Origin of the sequence: Collinsella sp. HCP28S3_G2, assembly GCF_052065125.1 — a bacterium.
Taxonomy (GTDB): domain Bacteria; phylum Actinomycetota; class Coriobacteriia; order Coriobacteriales; family Coriobacteriaceae; genus Collinsella.
Genome location: NZ_JBQHUO010000003.1, coordinates 114,475 through 131,612 on the forward strand (window position 1 = coordinate 114,475; position 17,138 = coordinate 131,612).

Genomic DNA, 17,138 nt, shown 5'->3' on the forward strand with positions numbered 1-17,138 from the left:
GCGAGTGTGGGAGTTCGTATGGATATCAAACGCAAGATCACCGAGGCGCAGGGCCTCACCCCCACCGAGCAACAGCTCGGCATTGCAGCCCTTGCCATCGGTCAGGACATCCGCGGGCTTTCTATTAAGGAATTTGCCGCGCGCACCAACGTTTCGGTCGCGAGCGTGCATCGTTTTTGCAAAAAGCTCGGCCTCGAGGGCTTTAAGGATCTCAAGGTCGAGCTTATTCGCTTGGCAACCGAGGCGGGAAACCGCCGCGACGTGGACATCAACTTTCCCTTTGATGCTACGTCCAGCCCCGCGCAGGTCATGGAGCGCATGGAGGGGCTCTACCAGACCACGCTGGCCGAAACGCAGGAGCTGCTCGACCCCACGCAGCTCGACCACGCCGCCAAGCTCATCGCGAACGCCCGACAGGTCGACATCTACACGGGCTCGCACAACCTCTATCCAGCGGGAATGTTCCGCGACCGCCTGCTCTCCGCCGGTAAAAGCGCGACGTGCCACAACGGTGTCGAGGCCCAGGTGCGAACGGCGCTCGCCTCGGATCCCGACCATGCGGCAATCGTCATCTCCTACAGCGGCCTTGCCCCCAACCTCAAGGACATCTTGCCGATCCTCAGCAGTCGGCATGTCCCGGTCATCGTCATCGGCACGCCTTATTGCGCTCGCATTCACCCCGGCTTTGCCGCCTACCTTACGGTGAGTGACCACGAGAGCATGACGCATCGCATCACGCAGTTCGCCAGCCACATCGCCGTGCAATACGTACTCGATTCGCTCTACAGCAGCTACTTCGCCAAAGACTACGCCCGCTGCTCCGAATTCCTGGAGCGTTCGTTCCCCTATACCCGCCTGCCCGGGCTTAAGTAGTCGTTTAAGAACGTCCCCAATGACTACTCTGGCAACGGCAGCGAGCGAGCCGCATTCGGAGCAAGACAACGCCGCAAGTAGAGGACGGACAGCGAGCGACGTCCAGGGCGAACAAGTTGGCGTGAAAAAGGCGAGGCATTGACCTTCTGGTCATGCCTCGCCTTTTGAATGACAAATTGTCGCCCTGGGCGGCGCGCAGCGTCGGCCGGTTACGGCGTTTGGTAAAACGCCGTAACTACTCCTGTGCTCCGTACTGCTCGTAGTAGGCGTCGATGGCGGTCTTAAGTTCGTCATCGATGACGACCTTGCCATCGATCTCGTGGTTGTAGAGGGTCTCGACGACCTCGGCCATGGAGACGATGCTCGCGACGGGGAAACCGTACTTTGCCTCGATCTCCTTCTGAGCGGTGGTCACGCCACCCTTGCCGACCTCCATGCGGTTGAGAGACACGATCAGGCCCTTGATTTCGACGTCGGCGGCAGCCTTAACCTTGGGATAGGTCTCGTCGATGGACTTGCCGCTGGTGGTAACGTCCTCGACCATGACCACACGGTCGCCGTCCTGGGGCTCATAACCCAGCAGGTTGCCCTTATCGGCACCGTGATCCTTGGCCTCCTTGCGGTCGCAGCAGTACTTGACCTCCTTGCCGTACAGCTCGTGGTAGGCAATTGCGGTCACGACGGCCAGCGGAATACCCTTGTAGGCCGGTCCAAACAGCACATCAAAGTCGTCGCCAAAGTTATCGTGGATGGCCTGGGCGTAATACTCGCCCAGCTTCTTGAGCTGATAGCCTGTCACGTAAGCGCCGGCGTTCATAAAAAACGGGGACTGACGGCCGCTCTTGAGCGTAAAGCTGCCGAACTTAAGAACGTCGGACTCAACCATAAACTTGATGAACTCTTGCTTGTAAGCCTCCATGCGGGCTCCTCTCGTAATCGCGTACGTGCCCTCCAGTTTAGCGCAGGCGAAGCGTCGATGCGGGTGCGCTTTGGAGCCACATCCCCCCGTTAGAGTAAGGAACTGGGCGGCGCCTCATACGCTAGTCCTTGGGTGCCCAGGACCAGAAGAAGTTGATCAGGGCCACACGCGAGGCGGTACCGGTCTTTTTGTTGATCGAGGAAATGTGACGATAGAGCGTGGAGCGCGAAAGGAAAAGCGTTGCGGCAATGTCCTGAACGCTCTGGTCCGAAACGACCAGGGCCTCAAGAATATCGCGCTCGCGCTCTGTAAGCCCAAAGGTGGCGACGAAGGCGTCGAGGCGCTCATCAGGCGTGAGCTCCGCTGCCTCCACGAGCGCGGGGTCGGAACATGCGGGCGCAAGATCTCCACCAAGATTGTCGGCAGCAAGCGCCAGCCCGTCCTGCATCACGGCATCATCGGTTCGTTGCCCCAACTGTCCCAGCAGCGTAATCGCAATACCCACAAACATCACGAGTGCCGCGCCGACTGCAGCCAGCACGTTTTGACTCGAGATAATCGCCACCGCCGGCGCCGTCACGAGCATCGAGCACACGTTATTGACGACGCGACCCATGCACGGCCAAAAATATGACCAGCGCGCATAGAGCGAGATAGCGGCGAATTTTGTGGTAAAGAACACCACAAAGAAGCCCGAGCCCAGATAAAAGATGATCGTGGCAGCAAGCTCGTTACCGCCATTGCCATCGATGATGAGCACAAAGAACGAAAGCGTGGACAGCATGGCGACACATGTCATGCCGATATTCATATACGAACGGCCATGCAGGTCAAATAGGGCGCCGGCGGCCAACGAGCTCGCAACAAGCAGCAGGCGCGGCCAATCGCCCAAATCGACAGCTCCAAAAGCATGCAAGGTCGTGAGGCCCGCGTTAAGAGCGGCGAATACGCCGGAAAGATACGCCGTCGCCACGGTCAGGCGAACTACGGCGCGGCGGAATGCCGCCTTTGCCTCGGGATCGTCATGCCACTTGGCGCCATATTCCAAAGCATCTACCGAAAGCCCGGCAGCACTGGGTTCAAAGTTTGGATCGGACTCGTCGCGCAGCTTGGCGCGTCGGACCCCATGAAGTAACGCCACCTGCGCGATCGCACAAACAACCAGAACAGCCTGCTGAGGAATGCCGACAGGCATCACCATATGGTTGAGAACCTGCACCAGAATGCCCATGGCATAGGAAAGCGCGGCGGCGCGCGCCAAGCAGGGCGTCCGCGCAAAGCGCCGCGCAAAGTTTGCATGGGCAGTCGATCCGCAGTAGCCCAGCGCACAGCACGCCACCAAACCGCCGGCGATTACCACCTCAGCCCGAACCGCCATGATCAACAGCAGGAATGCCGCCACCAGCAAAACGCCCGTGATATCGCTCGTTGCGTCGATGACATGGGGGCGGCGATAGTACAGAACGGGACGCACAAAGAAGCCAATCACGCTCGCGCCGAGGACAAGGCTCTCATAAATAACGACCTCGTTCGGAGACACGAGCTCGGCCATGCGAGTATCAAAGAGATACTCGCATGCCAAAAACGTGAAGAAGAACAGCGCCAGGCATATAATCTCCCGAATGCCCCGACGCAAATATGCGGTTGTGTCTCCCATGCCCCTCATGGTTAACCCCCAGCCGCTCAATTGTCTGGAATTCCATTTTAATAAAGAACCAGTCTCAATATCGAAGCCAGGCTCGAAATGCCGCTAATTTCGACCCCACCGTCCACATCACGCCGCGATTTTGAGCCGCATGGACCAGAAGGGACACGCGAGACCTCTAGCTCGGCTAGGAGCGTCTCCAACTACCACTCATTTAAGTACGTCCCCAATGAGTGCGACGGAATGGCTCCCTTGGCAGCTTAAAGCTGTCATGCAGGACCCATTCCGTCGCAACCTCATGAAAGGAACTGGATTGTAAATGTTGGAGAAGAGCCGTTAGCGCCCGGGAGTCAAGATCACCAGTGCGTCGTGCTCAAAGGGATGCTGAGCCACGCGCACGGTACCGTCACCGTTGTCGCGAACGGGCAGCTTGGCGATGCGCTTGTCCTCCATGTCGAGGACCGTCGCCGTCCAGCCGCACGCGCCGTCGAGCTTAAACTTGAGCGCCGTAGTGCGCGGCAGGTACGTGACGACGTGATCGCCAACGCGCGCCACACGAATGGCCTCGCGCGCGTCATCGAGCAGCTCCTGCGCCGGAACCACGGCAAGTGCGTCGTCGCCAGCCGTAGCGCCCAGACCGGCAAGCACATGCTCGATCGCGCCAAAGTCCCAAACGCCCGCAAACTGCAGGCACTCCTGCCAGCGGAACGGCATGTCGAAGCCCTCGCCCAGCACCGAGCCCTGGCTCTTGCTGGTCTGCCAGTTCCAAACGCCGTGCGCGCCATAGGTCACACCCGCGCTCGCACCGGCAAGGATCGACGACCACACGCTCGCGCGGCAGTCCTGCGCGGTGAAGCGCCAGTACACGTTGCGTGACGCGCCCATCTGCTCGTAACAGGGCTCGGAGTTGACCATCGGCTTTTTGGGGTAGTTGGCGGTAAAGTCCTGCGGCAGGTGCCAGGCCTCGGGCTGGCCCTCGTAGTTGTGGCCGGGCTGGAACATGTAAAAGTCCAGACGGTCCAGGTACTGTGCCGGAATGGTGCGGTTGCCGCGGTTGATATGCATAGTGCGCAACGCCTCGGGCGCGCGCTTGACGACTTCGTCGAGAGCATCCTCGTAGTAGGCGATCGCCTCGTCGCTGGTAAAGTCGGTATCGCCCGTCACCACGTAGACGGGGTCGAACTCGCCCAGGTTCTCGACGACGCGGGCAACGTGGGCACGGACTTCCTCGCGCGGCATAACCTCGGCACCGCAATGCTCAGCGATCTTGGCACCCCAGGTGCCGGGCACGTAGTTGCACCACATAAGCACGAGCGCCGGACGGATGCCGTGCTCGACGGCAGCGCGACACATGGCGGCGGCGCGATCCCAGTACGCCTGGTTGGGACGGGACCAATCAAAATGCACGCCGTCCTCGCTGGCATAGGGCCAAATGCCCAGATCGGGGCAACAGCGATCCCACTGCGGCAGCGTGTTGATCTGCAGCACGTTCATGCCCTGCTCGGCGCGGCGGGTCAGATAGTAGTCCCAATCGGCCTCGGTAATGCTCGTAAACGCGCTCCAGCACGTATCGGCAAACCAAAAGAACGGCTTGCCCTCGCACAAAAAGCCGTCCTGACGACCGTTGACGGTCAGCTTTCCCAAACTCATCTGCATGTCCTTTCGTTTGATAAAGGAGTTGCGAACCGGCAGATTCTTTCGCGGTAACCCCGCGCGAAAGCCCCTGGCGCTTAGCAAGCCCCGGCGAGCAGGCGCCACGCGCCCCCAATCAGTCTACCTTGTAAAAAGGGCCCCGCCGGGCTTGCGCCTGACGGGGCCCTGTCGTGTAGGTAAGGTCGTATGTGACCGAATGGTTTGGCCTTAGGCCTCCATCTCGGCGAGCTCCTCTTTGGAGAAGCCAGTGGCAAAGACGACGGCAGCGGCGATGGCAAAGGAGATTGCCATACCGACGATAGCCCAGACGGTGTTCATCTGGCCACCCTGCAGGTAGTTGGTGAAGACCAGGAAGTTGGAGGCACCGCCGGCCAGGTAGTAGGTAACACCCATGAAGCCGGAGAACACAGCGCCGATGGCACCGCCGATGAACATACCGAGCATGGTGCGACGGAAGCGCATGAGGATACCGAAGAGTGCGGGCTCGGTGACGCCGCCGGCGATGGCGGAGATGACGTAGCCCAGGGCAAGACCCTTCTCGTCGGGGTTCTTCATCTTGAGGAAGGCACCGAAAGCGCAGCCCCAAACGGCGGCCATAGCGCAGTTGGTGGAAACGAAGACGAAGGGATCGTAGCCGGCGGCGATGATCTGAACCTGAGCGAGCAGGATGACGGGCATGTGCATGCCGCAGACCACGAAGAGCTGCCAGAAGGCGCCGAGGACGGCCATGACGATCAGGATGCCGATACCGCCAAGGTCGGCGAGACCAAAGAGGGCGTTGGCAATCAGCGTACCGAGCTCGTTGCCGATCGGGGCAAGGACGATGAAGGCGATGGGGATGGTGACGATCATGGTGCAGAACGGCGTGAAGACCGTGGACAGCACGTCGGGCATGACCTTCTTAAAGAACTTCTCAACAAAGTAGAGGACCGGCACCGAGAGGATAATCGGCAGGACGGACTGCTGGTAGTTGGCAGCGGTGATCTGGATGCCATAGACGGAGATGATTCCGCCACCCTCCTGAGTCGCGACACTCACGACGGACGGGGCCATGAGAGCGCCGCCGAGGAGCATGCCCAGAACCGGAGAGGCGCCGAGCTTCTTAGCAGCGGCATAGCCCAAGTAGATGGGGATAAAGGTAAACGTGGCCTCGTACAGGGTGGTGTAGAGGAACGTGTAGGTCGGATCGGTATCGGAGATAACGCCGAGCATGGTGGGACCAAGAACCGCAGCGATGGTGCGGAACAGACCGCCGGCCATGAGCAGCGGAATCAGCTGGGTCATGGAACCCGACAGGTAGTCGAGGATGATGTTGGGCAGGTTCTTGATCTCGAACTTCTCCTTAGGAGCGTCGAGGTTCTCGTCGACCGCGGCACCCTGCTTGACGCCGGACATGGCGACGAACTCGGCGAGCACCTTGGGCACGTTCTGGCCGATGATGACCTGGAGCTGGCTGCCGGCGAACTGGCAGCCCAGAACACCCTTGACCTTCTTGATCTTCTCCACGTCGGCCTTGCTGTTATCCTTGAGCGTCAGACGCAGGCGCGTCATGCAGTTGGTGGCGACGGTGACGTTTTCCGCACCGCCCACGAGCTCGAGGACATCGGTGGCAATCTGCTTGTTATCTACTGCCATGGGACCCCTCCCCATATCGTCGTGTGCCTAATCGCCTGGGCGCAGGCACGCCTTTGGCCCGGTGACTATAACCCCTTACGGTTACCGAACCCTTGGATACGCTGTCGTAAACAATCTGTTTACTGAACGTTTACAGCGCTTAGTTTACACTCAGCGTTGAATTTGTGGCAGTTTTGCCGTTTGCAGTCCGGTGAACGGTAGGAAATCGGGGGTGAACGTAATTGAATGCAGAGGCATTACATATAGTGCCATTTATTTATAAATGGTCTTTTACGTGGGATTTTATATAATCTGGCACCTCAATGCCTTGTTGACTCATCAACAAAAGCCCTGCTAGATAGTAGTAAACGAGTGTTTAGTAGTTCATTGAACGTTTGATGCTACCGTTTACCGAGTTCATCCGCTTATTCTCAAATTCTGCTTTACACTAAACATGTTTAGATTGTATTGCCGCGATTGTTTAGCACGCGCGGCACAAGGGAGGCAGCTCATGGAACTCAAATCGTGCACCTACGCAACCGTCAGCACCTTGGGCGACTTTGGCCCCTGGATCAGCAAGGTCGTTCTCGACCTACCCTGCACCGTGCGCGCCAACGATGTCGATGCGAACACTTTCCATATATATGTAGAGCGTCACGAGCGCACGGGCGAGGTCCTGATGCGCAAGGAGCACGGCGCCGACCATGCCACGCCCTCCGTGGGTTACATCGACGTTCTCGCCGCGTATCCGAGTGACGAGAACGGCCGCAAGCTCGCCGTGGGCACCCATGTGGCACTCGAGGTCGCCGAGCAGCGCCTGACCAAAAAGATCGAAGGCGGCGTCATGGGCTCGCGCATGCTCGATAACCAGCTGCACGTCACGCAGCTCGCGGCTCTTCCCGGCGACGACGGCGAACCCACCTGCGGCCTGGTCTTCGATACCTGTCGCGGCGACATCTGCCCCGCGCTCAAGGGCTGGAGCAATGCCGTGCAAAAGACCGCCGTCAATGGCATCGCGCTCGAGTACGGCTTCTTTGAGCCCAGCTTTAAAGCCGAGGACTCGGCCTGCCTCAATCCCTTCGCGCCCGAGGCCACGGTCGTGCCCCAAAAGGCCCCGCTCGTGGTGTACCTACACGGCGCTGGCGAAGGCAGGGGTGCCACGCAGGGCGAAGGCGCCACGCGCGCCTATATCGGCAACCGTGTGACAGCCATTAGCCAGGCGCAAATCCAGCGCTACTTTGGCGGCTTTGCCTGGGTGCTCGTGCCGCAGTCTCCCACGTTTTGGATGGATAACGGCGTCGAGCAGCTCGGCCGCTCCAACCAGAGCATCTACTCCCCCGTACTCAAGGCGCTCATCGACGAGTTTGTCGCCGAGCATGCCGAGCGCATCGACACCGACCGCATCGTGGTCGCCGGCCTTTCCAACGGCGGCTTTATGACCCTGCGCCTGTGCGCCGACTACCCCGATTTCTTCGCCGCCGGCCTTCCCTGCTGTGCCCCGTGGTACAACGCCACGGACGAGGACGTAGCCGCGCTCGCCAAGACGCCGCTGTGGTTTACGCACTCCAAGGGCGACGAGCTCGTGTCGCCGCAGCAGACCGTGCTGCCGCTCACGGCACGCCTGCGTGACGCCGGAGCCAACGTGCACCTTACCTACTTTAGCCATGTCGAGGACCTGACCGGTCGCTATCGCGAGGCCGATGGCTCGCCCAAGAAGACGTTCAACCACGGCGTGTGGATCCACCAATTCAACGACCTGTGTTATCAAGACTTCGACGGGGGCAGCGTGCTCATCGACGGCGAGCCGGTGGGCTGCTGGGAGTGGTCGGCCAGAGTTTCGAGGTAGCCATCCCATCGGGGTCCCTGACCTTTAGTTTTGTAAACGTCCTCGCGCATGAGCCCCGCTTTTCCTGCTCCTTCGGAGCATCGGATAAGCGGGGCCCGCGCTGCGGAATGTTTACAAAACTAAAGGTCAGGGCCCCTAAGTTAACGTCGTTCGAAACGCTGGCCGGCCGCTTCCGGCAGCACGCCGGGTCGGCGGCGATGGGGACGGGGTCCCGTCTTGCCTTGGGCGTAACTGGCTGAATTGATTTTGATTGGAGCTGTTCCTATGTCCCAAGAGTTAACTCGGGTGATTGTTACTACCGATATGGAAGTCGACGATATGAACTCGCTCGTTCATTTGGCTCTGTATCTTAATGTGCTTGATGTTCAGGCTGTGGTGTATACGGCTTCGCAGTATCACTTTCTTGGGGATGGGGTTCATACGCTGGGCGAGGTGAATTCGCATTGGCGGACCAAAGGGCGTCGCTCTTATGAGTGGGATGTTGTGCCTCATGAACCCGATCCGCTGGCCGGCGAGCTTCGTGAGTATCGTCCGTTTCCCGAGCATTGGATTGAGAGTCTCTGGAGTAATGAATATGCCCAGGCTTGGCCGCAGTTGCAGGCGAATGCGGGCGCTGCCGGTGAGCCGCCGTTTCCCACGCCCGCCCAGATGATCGAGCGCACCTTTGTGGGAAATGTTGCCTTTGAGGGTGATGTGACTGAGGAAACTGAGGGATCTCGTGTAATTGCGCAGGCAATCTTGGATGATGATCCGCGTACGTTATGGCTGCTCAGCTGGGGTGGCATGAACACCATCGTTCGCGCCCTCATGAGTATTGCCGAGCGTTATCGCGCCACGCCCGAATGGCCTGCCGTGCAGCAGCGGGTCTATCAGAAGGTGCGCGTGATGGGCGTTGCCGATGGCGTGGGGCAGGACAACTCATGGCTCGACCATGGACGCGAGCTCTTTCCCGAGCTCATCTTTTGGTGTGTGCCCTATATGTATGGCGGCTATGTCGATGCCAAGATGGCTCAACCCGATACGTTGCCGCTGTTTAAGGCACCTTGGCCTGAGCAGAATCTCACGCAGGGTAACGGCCCCCTCATGGCACGCTACATGCTCTATGGCGACGGCAAGGTCTACGAAAATGAGCCCGAGCGCTTTCAGTTTGGCAAGCATGCCCGTCTGGATTGGGGTCTAGAAGGCATGCCCGCGATGCAGTTTGAGCGCGGCGACTTTATGGCCGAAGGCGACAGCATGACCTATATTCCGCTGCTGCCGTTTGGCCTGCGCGGTATCGACGACCGCGGCTTCGACACACTGCTCGGCCGCATGTTTCTTGATGGACATCCCGATACGGACGCACCCGCCGGTTTTGCCGCCATCGGCACGCCCGTAGACGGCAACCCCAATCCCTACCTGCGCGCCTATCAGGAAGACTTTGCCGCCCGCGCGCAATGGTGCGCCCATGATCCGGCAGCTTGCTCGCATCCGACACATGTTGTCGAGGTCACGGCCGACCGCAGCGCTACAGCCGGCGAGCGCGTCACCCTTGCAGCGACCGTCGTCGACCCCGACGGCAAGGGCTTTGATGCACATTGGGATGTCGCCGTGGACCCGTCGAGCTATGCAGGCACGCAGGATCTTTCGCTGTGGCAGGAATGCACGGTGAGCACCGCTTTTATCGTGCCCGCCGACGCGCAGCCCGGCGACCGCTTCGTGCTCACCCTTACCGTGCAGACGCGCGCCGAGCGCCCCTGCAGCCGCTACGCCCAGGTTGCCGTGACCGTGGCATAGCAGGGACGGCGCCCACATTCGGCAGCCGCCACATTCGGCATGGACTGTCCCCAGCTGCCACTCATTTAAGTACGTCCCCAATGAGTGGCCGAAAATGGGCCATGTGTCCCAGTTGTGGAGACTCGTTGAGCCGTCTGGGTATCGTGAAAGATCGAGCGCTCACCCATCATCAAAAGTGACACACGCTACCTGTTGATGGGAGGCAGCCATGGGCTTCTTTGACAAGATGTTCGAGAAGAAAGAGTGCGCGATTTGCGGTACCGAACTGGGGATTTTGGGAAAGACCAAGATCAACGAAGGCTACCTGTGCAAAGAGTGCGCAGGCAAGCTGTCCCCCTTCTTTAGTGGTTGGCGCTCCAGCACCGCGGACGATATCCGCGAGCAACTCGCCTACCGCGAGGCCAACGCCGAGCGCCTGGCCTCGTTCAACCCAACGCGCACGCTCTCTGCCGGGCGCACCAACATCATGCTCGACGAAGACGCGGGTCTGCTGATCATCACTTCGCAGAGCCGCTGGCGCGACGCCAATCCCGACATCATCGAGTTCTCACAGGTACTCGGCTGCGATATGGATATCGACGAGCATCGCACCGAGATCTATCGCGAGACCAAGGACGGCGAGCGCGAGAGCTACAACCCGCCGCGCTACGACCTGGATTACGACTTTAACCTGACTATTCACGTCAACACGCCGTACTTTACCGAGATCAACCTGCGCGTGAACGACTCCACCATCGATCAGCGTGGCTCCATCGAATATCGCGAGGCCAAGCGCCAGGCAACCGAAGTCCGCGATGCGCTGGTACAGCTGCGTCAGGAGACACGCGACAGCGTCGTGGCCGCCAAGGCCCCCAAGACCGCGGTCACCTGCCCCTTCTGCGGTGCAACCACCATTCCCGATGCCAGCGGGCGCTGCGAATACTGCGGCGGCGCCATCGGCGCATAGTCTCCGGCACGGAAAGGACCGGTCATGGCCTTCGAGAGTGTCAACTATCAGTGCCCCGCGTGTGGCGGCCCCCTTCACTTTGCCAGTGCCGAACAAAAGCTTGTCTGCGACTACTGCGATTCGCGTTTTGAAGTCGAGGAAGTCGAGGCCCTCTATCGCGAGCGCCAGGACAAGGCAGATGCCAAAGCCGACGCCGCAGCCGCGGCCCCCAAACCTGCTGTCGACGATGCCGTGCAGGATCTGGCCCAAAACGCCGGCTACATCTGCTCGTCGTGCGGCGCCGAGCTGGTCTCGGACGGCACCGTCGCCGTTACCACCTGCCCATACTGCGGCAACTCCGCCGTGGCGCCCGGCCAGCTCTCGGGCGACTTCTCACCCGACCTGGTGATTCCGTTTAAGCTCGGGCGCGATGATGTCATGGCAGCACTCAAAGAGCATTACAAGGGCAAAATCCTGCTGCCCAAGAGCTTTGTCACCGGCAACCACATCGACGAGGTCCAAGGCGTTTACGTGCCGTTTTGGCTCTACGGCGCCCGCGTGGATGGCGAAGTGTACTTCGATGCGACCAACGAGACCGTGACCGAGGAATCCGACCGCACCGTCACGACCACCGACCACTACGACGCCTACCGTAAGGGCAAAATCTCGTTTGAGCGCGTGCCCGTCGACGGATCGTCCAAGATGCCCGACGGCCATATGGATGCTATCGAGCCGTTTGACTACGACGCGCTGCGCCCGTTCTCGGTCGCGTATATGCCCGGCTACATCGCCAACCGCTACGATGAGGATTGCGAGACCTGCAAGGCGCGCGCCGAGCGTCGTATGGAAGAAAGTACGATTTCGGCCCTGCGCGAGACCGTCGTCGACGAATATGACGATGCCAAGGTCGAAAGCAAGCAGCTCGACTACACCTGGGAAGACAGCAACTACGCTCTGTTCCCCGTGTGGATGCTTTCCACCTCGTGGAACGGCAAGAGCTACCTGTTTGCCATGAACGGCCAAACCGGCCGCATGGTCGGCGAGCTGCCCTGCTCCAAGCCCAAGCTCGCCATCGCCTCGGTGCCGTTCTTTGTAATCGGGTTTGTCCTCTCCCAGATTCTCTTTATGGGCGAGAACGCCTTCGATCCGGACTACCTCACCTTTGATATCGAGGGCATCCTCATCAACATCGTCGCACCGCTGATTATCGTAATCATCGGAGACGTGCTGCTGGTAGGCCAGCTCAAGACGGCCAACGAGGCCACCCACGCCGATTGCTACTGCGGCGAGCTCGACTTGACCGAGAAGCACGACACCTTCAGCCACACCGAGACCACCGTTGTCATGAAGGACAACAAGGACGATTAGCCATTCTGACCAATACCACCCGGCCTTTGACGAGAAAGGAAGATCACCATGGGACTCTTGAAAGCTGGATTGGGAGCTGCCGGCGGCGTCATGGCCGACCAGTGGAAGGAATATATCTATTGCGAATCGATGCCCGCTGACGTCTTGGCCTGCAAGGGCAGCAAGCGCACCGGCGGCCGCAGCTCCAACACGCGCGGCGAGGACAACGTCATCTCCAACGGCTCCGTCATCGCCGTCAACGACGGCCAGGGCATGCTCGTGGTGCAAAACGGCAAGATCATCGAGGTCGCGCTGGAGCCCGGCGAGTTTGTCTTTGACACCGGCAGCGAGCCGAGCGTCTTTAGCGGCAACCTGGGCGACTCCATCAAGGAGACGTTCGCCAATATCGGCAGCCGTTTTGCCTTTGGCGGCGACGCGGGCAAGGACCAGCGTGTCTACTTCATCAACACCAAGGAGATCATCGGCAACAAGTACGGCACCGCCTCGCCTGTGCCCTTCCGCGTGGTCGATAACAACATTGGCCTGGATGTCGACATCTCCGTTCGCTGCAACGGCGAGTATTCGTACCGCATCACCAACCCGCTGCTGTTCTACACCAACGTGTGCGGCAACGTGACCGATAGCTACACGCGCGATAAGATCGACAGCCAGCTTAAGTCCGAGCTGCTCACCGCTCTGCAACCCGCCTTTGCCAAGATCTCGGAGATGGGCATCCGCTACAGCGCTATCCCCGGCCACACCACCGAGCTCGCCCGCGCGCTCAACGAGGTTCTCTCCGCCGACTGGCGCGACCTGCGCGGCGTCGAGATCGTGAGCTTTGGCGTCAACTCCATCGCCGCCTCGCAAGAAGACGAGCAAATGATCAAGGACCTGCAGAAGGCCGCAGTCATGCGCGATCCCACCATGGCAGCCGCCAACATCGCCAGCGCCCAGAGCGATGCGATGCGCGCGGCAGCCGCCAACCCCAACGGCGCGATGGCCGGCTTTATGGGCATGGGTATGGCGGGCGGCATGGGCGGCATGAACGCCAGCCAGTTGTTCGCCGCCGGCCAGGCACAGCAGCAGGCCGCCCCACAGCCGGCTCCGGCACCCGCCCCCGCACCGGCTCCTGCCGCTGCCCCCGCGGCCGGCGCATGGACCTGCAGCTGCGGTGCCACCAACACCGGCAAGTTCTGCCCCGAATGCGGCAGTCCCGCACCCGCCCCGGCACCGGCCAAGTGGTTCTGCCCCAACTGCGGCAGCGAAAACGGCGGCAAGTTCTGCAGCAACTGCGGAACGCCTAGGCCCTAACCCCTCTATCTGGTAATTGGCGGGGGGTCCGCCACCCCCGCATTTGCTTCTATGGGTTTCGTTCGATAAAGGAGGACACCATGAAGACAACGTTCAAAAAGTCCGTACTCGCATTTCTGACATGCGTCCTGGCGCTCGCCTTTGCCCTGACGGGCTGCAGCGGCGGCGGCAAGGACCCCAAGGCCAACTTCGTCGGCAGCTGGGAACTCTCGGGTGGAACCCTGGAGGGCGAAGAGCTCACCGATGAGTACATGGATATGCTCAAGGAGTGGGGCCTCAACTGTATCCTGATCCTCGACGAAGACGGCACGGGCGTCCTCGACATCTTCCTTGAGGTCGCCGACCTGAAATGGGAGGTCAAGGACGCCACCACTGCAACCATCACCGCCGACGGCGATTCGCAGGACATGAAACTCAAGGACGGCAAGCTCGTCCTCGAGGTGGAAGGCGACAAGCTTATCTTTACGAAGTCCGACAAGGATCTGTCCGGTACGCTAAAAAAGGATCGCGAGGCGGCCGAGAAGGAAGAGGAGATCGATGAGGCCGTCGAAGACGACGATGTCCAGAGCGTCGAAATCTCCCCCGCCGTCACCGTCGCCGATGACGATCTGTGCACCATCACCATCACCGAGAAGTTCAAGGACGAATGGGGCGACATCGGCTTTGTCGTCAATATCACCAACAAGAGCGACAAGGACCTGACCTTCTACGCTCCCTCCGGCAAGACCAACGTCAACGGCACCATGAAGGAACCCTGGTTCTCGGCTAACCTGATGCCCGGCACCAACGCCACCGAGGAATTCACGTTCTCGAGCGGCGAGCTTGACAGCCTTGACGACCTGGTCAACACGACCATCGGCATCGACGCCTACCTGACCGATTCCTACGAGGACGTCGCCTCCTACACCGCAACCATCGCGTAGCGGCACGTAACATCAGCCGCGGATTGGCGGACGCATCCGCGCACTTGCCAGGCGGGGCCGCAGGAGTTGATCCTGCGGCCCCGTCGTTTTTATGCCGACAGCACAGCCGCACAAGCAGGCCGCCCGTCGTTTTCTGATGCAAAACGGCGGGCGGCCTATCTTTACGGCGCCGGAACACGGCGAGCGCGTCGATTACGGGCGCTCCATGTTGGGAACGATGCTGCCCTCCGTTACCGCGCGCACGGCCAGGCGCATGATGTTGTCGTAGCCGGTCTTGCTTAGGATCTCCGAGATGCGACGCTTGATGGTACCCTCACTCATAAACAGCTCGGCCGCGATCTCGCGGCGGCTTTTGCCCTCGCAGGCAAGGCGCAAAATCGACAGCTCGACATCGTCGAGTGCCGCCGTGCCCGAAAAAATGCTTTCGGGCGGCTTGGGAAACGTGCAGTAGCCCGCCAGCGTGGAGCGCATCACGGCGAACAGCTCGTCGATACCAACGTTCTTGTACACAAAGCTATCGACGCCCGCCTCGCGAGCCTGATCGACAAAAGTGATCTCGGGCATGCCTGTCATGATGATGACGCGGCACTCGGGCAGCTGCTCCTTGATGCGCGCCGCCGCCACGATGCCGTTTGAATCGTGTTCGGTGCACACGTCCATCAATATCATGTCCGGGTGCTCCTTGAGCGCGACACCCAAGGCCTCGGAGGCATCGGCGATCGCGGCGACGACGGTCATATCGGGCTGGTCGCCAACGGAGCGCGCCAGGCTTTCGCGCAGAATGGCCTGATCTTCGACAATTAACACGCGGATCATGAACTTCTCCTTTGGACCGTGGCGTTGGGGCTCAGCGGGATGGACACCGCAAGCGTAAAGGGCTGGGCGGCGTGGACTTCCAGGCCGCCGCCCAAATCTTGCGCGACATGCCTCATACCTGGGATACCCGTTCCCTCGCGATACGATACGGGGGCCGGGGACCCGTCGTTAGAAATCGTCATGCGCGCGACGGCGCCAGCATTCGTCCCCTCCTGCCACAGGCGCACGTGGACCCGATGCGCCTGCGCATGCCTGGTGGCATTGGTCGAGGCCTCGCGGATAATCTGCAAAAATGCGGCGGCGACACGCGCGTCCTCAGGCAGCGCACCCTCAACATCGATCTGCACACTCACCAAGCCAAAGGCGTGGACGATATCGCTCAGCTGCTCTGCAGGCTCGCTGGCACCGCCACTGCGCAAATCGGCGGCGATTGAGCGCAGCAACGGGTCAATCTGCTCGAGCGACTCATCATCCAGACGTCCCTCCTCCAAATAGCGATGAAGAATGGACAGGCGCTGGCCGATCACATCGTGAACGCGGGCACGCATACGTAGGTAGGCCGCATTGTCGGCAACCTTTTTGGCTTCTTCAATCTGGGCCTGGAGCTCTTGGCCAGCACGCTCAAGCAGGTGGTTGGCTTGCGCCAGACGGTCGTAGGCGTGTGCGTATTCCGTCACGTCCAGGCCGACGACGCGCTCGAACGGACGGCTCGAGACCGTAACGGAGTCACGCACGAACAGACGAATCTCGGAAGGAGAGATCTCGACCACGGCGCGATCCCTACCAAAGCGATCAAGGTCGATATGGGCGCGATTGGCGCTGCTTTCGGGCATTTGCATGCTCAGTTTGCGCAGGTCGTTCCATGTGCTGCTCATGTCGCCCAGGTCGGTGGGCATATGGAGCTCTACGAGGTTTTTGCGCATGCAGCGGTTCATGAGCAGCGGACGGCCCCTCGGGTCTAGATACAGGATGCCCACGGGAATCACGTTGATGGTCTCGATCGTCGAGAACAAGGTGATATCCTCTTGGCGGTTACGGACGTCCATCAAGAGCGCCGCGATGGAACGGAACAGGAAGAACGCTCCCTCTGCGATAAGGACAACGGTCCACGCCGAGCCCATGGCAAAAACCACCGGTGGTGTAACGGCGACAACAAGCAACAGCTCGACCAGCATGACGAGGCGACGATAGCGCACCATAAGTACCACGCCATAGGCAAAGATTGCGGCATTGAGCCACAACGCTCCGCCCATTGCCCTGGCGCAAACGTCAAGCGGCGCCACCAGATACGAGCCAGACGACGTGAACAAGATGAGCGCCGAAATCATCAGGTGAAGCACAAGACTCGCCTCGTAGGCGCAAATCACCTTACGGTTATAGGACGAGCGGCGCGATGCGATGAGCGGGACGTGGATCGTCTGCAGACACGCAGCCAGGGCAAAGACAACATCGAGCGCAACGATTTGGGGAAGTATGAGCGAAATCTGCAT

Annotated in this window: 13 protein-coding genes; 7 read left to right on the forward strand and 6 right to left on the reverse strand. The window is 60.3% G+C overall.

Features of this window, described 5'->3' with window-relative positions; all coding sequences use genetic code 11:
• The first annotated feature begins 18 nt into the window (after positions 1–18).
• Positions 19–873, forward strand: coding sequence for a MurR/RpiR family transcriptional regulator (locus ACTNB2_RS03400; protein ID WP_427719831.1), 855 nt, complete (start codon positions 19–21; stop codon positions 871–873).
• A 235-nt stretch (positions 874–1,108) separates the two neighbouring features.
• Here ACTNB2_RS03400 and pyrE read toward each other — a convergent pair whose 3' ends face one another.
• The 4 genes from pyrE to ACTNB2_RS03420 all read right to left on the reverse strand — a co-directional run bounded on the left by pyrE (position 1,109) and on the right by ACTNB2_RS03420 (position 6,725).
• On the reverse strand, positions 1,109–1,792 hold the full coding sequence (gene pyrE / locus ACTNB2_RS03405; protein WP_154518188.1) for an orotate phosphoribosyltransferase: 684 nt from the start codon (positions 1,790–1,792) through the stop codon (positions 1,109–1,111).
• A gap of 121 nt (positions 1,793–1,913) precedes the next feature.
• Positions 1,914–3,449, reverse strand: coding sequence for a LuxR C-terminal-related transcriptional regulator (locus ACTNB2_RS03410; RefSeq protein ID WP_427718140.1), 1,536 nt, complete (start codon positions 3,447–3,449; stop codon positions 1,914–1,916).
• A 324-nt stretch (positions 3,450–3,773) separates the two neighbouring features.
• On the reverse strand, positions 3,774–5,087 hold the full coding sequence (locus ACTNB2_RS03415) for an apiosidase-like domain-containing protein (protein ID WP_427718137.1): 1,314 nt from the start codon (positions 5,085–5,087) through the stop codon (positions 3,774–3,776).
• A gap of 210 nt (positions 5,088–5,297) precedes the next feature.
• Positions 5,298–6,725, reverse strand: a complete 1,428-nt coding sequence (locus ACTNB2_RS03420; RefSeq protein WP_441044904.1) for a PTS transporter subunit EIIC — start codon at positions 6,723–6,725, stop codon at positions 5,298–5,300.
• A gap of 490 nt (positions 6,726–7,215) precedes the next feature.
• Between ACTNB2_RS03420 and ACTNB2_RS03425 the strand changes: the two genes are divergently transcribed.
• The 6 genes from ACTNB2_RS03425 (at position 7,216) to ACTNB2_RS03450 (ending at position 14,832) form a co-directional block, all read left to right on the forward strand.
• Positions 7,216–8,550: a prolyl oligopeptidase family serine peptidase gene (locus ACTNB2_RS03425; RefSeq protein ID WP_441041549.1), complete on the forward strand. Its 1,335-nt coding sequence runs from the start codon at positions 7,216–7,218 to the stop codon at positions 8,548–8,550.
• 264 nt (positions 8,551–8,814) lie between these two features.
• The gene (locus ACTNB2_RS03430; RefSeq protein ID WP_441041547.1) at positions 8,815–10,326 is read left to right on the forward strand and encodes a nucleoside hydrolase-like domain-containing protein; all 1,512 of its coding nucleotides are present in this window, start codon (positions 8,815–8,817) and stop codon (positions 10,324–10,326) included.
• 208 nt (positions 10,327–10,534) lie between these two features.
• A complete protein-coding gene (locus ACTNB2_RS03435; RefSeq protein WP_154518194.1) occupies positions 10,535–11,272 on the forward strand; it encodes a DUF4428 domain-containing protein in 738 nt (245 codons plus the stop codon).
• Positions 11,273–11,296: 24 nt separating this feature from the next.
• Positions 11,297–12,619 carry a hypothetical protein gene (locus ACTNB2_RS03440; protein ID WP_441041546.1) on the forward strand — a complete coding sequence of 441 codons (1,323 nt, stop codon included), beginning with the start codon at positions 11,297–11,299 and terminating at the stop codon, positions 12,617–12,619.
• A 48-nt stretch (positions 12,620–12,667) separates the two neighbouring features.
• On the forward strand, positions 12,668–13,909 hold the full coding sequence (locus tag ACTNB2_RS03445; protein WP_441041545.1) for an SPFH domain-containing protein: 1,242 nt from the start codon (positions 12,668–12,670) through the stop codon (positions 13,907–13,909).
• Between the two features lie 80 nt (positions 13,910–13,989).
• Positions 13,990–14,832 (forward strand): hypothetical protein, encoded by an 843-nt coding sequence (locus ACTNB2_RS03450; protein WP_441041543.1) that lies wholly within the window; start codon positions 13,990–13,992, stop codon positions 14,830–14,832.
• 192 nt (positions 14,833–15,024) lie between these two features.
• Here ACTNB2_RS03450 and ACTNB2_RS03455 read toward each other — a convergent pair whose 3' ends face one another.
• Positions 15,025–15,648, reverse strand: coding sequence for a response regulator transcription factor (locus ACTNB2_RS03455; RefSeq protein ID WP_427795575.1), 624 nt, complete (start codon positions 15,646–15,648; stop codon positions 15,025–15,027).
• Positions 15,645–17,138: a sensor histidine kinase gene (locus ACTNB2_RS03460; RefSeq protein WP_441045713.1), complete on the reverse strand. Its 1,494-nt coding sequence runs from the start codon at positions 17,136–17,138 to the stop codon at positions 15,645–15,647. The genes ACTNB2_RS03455 and ACTNB2_RS03460 overlap by 4 nt, the downstream gene beginning before the upstream one ends.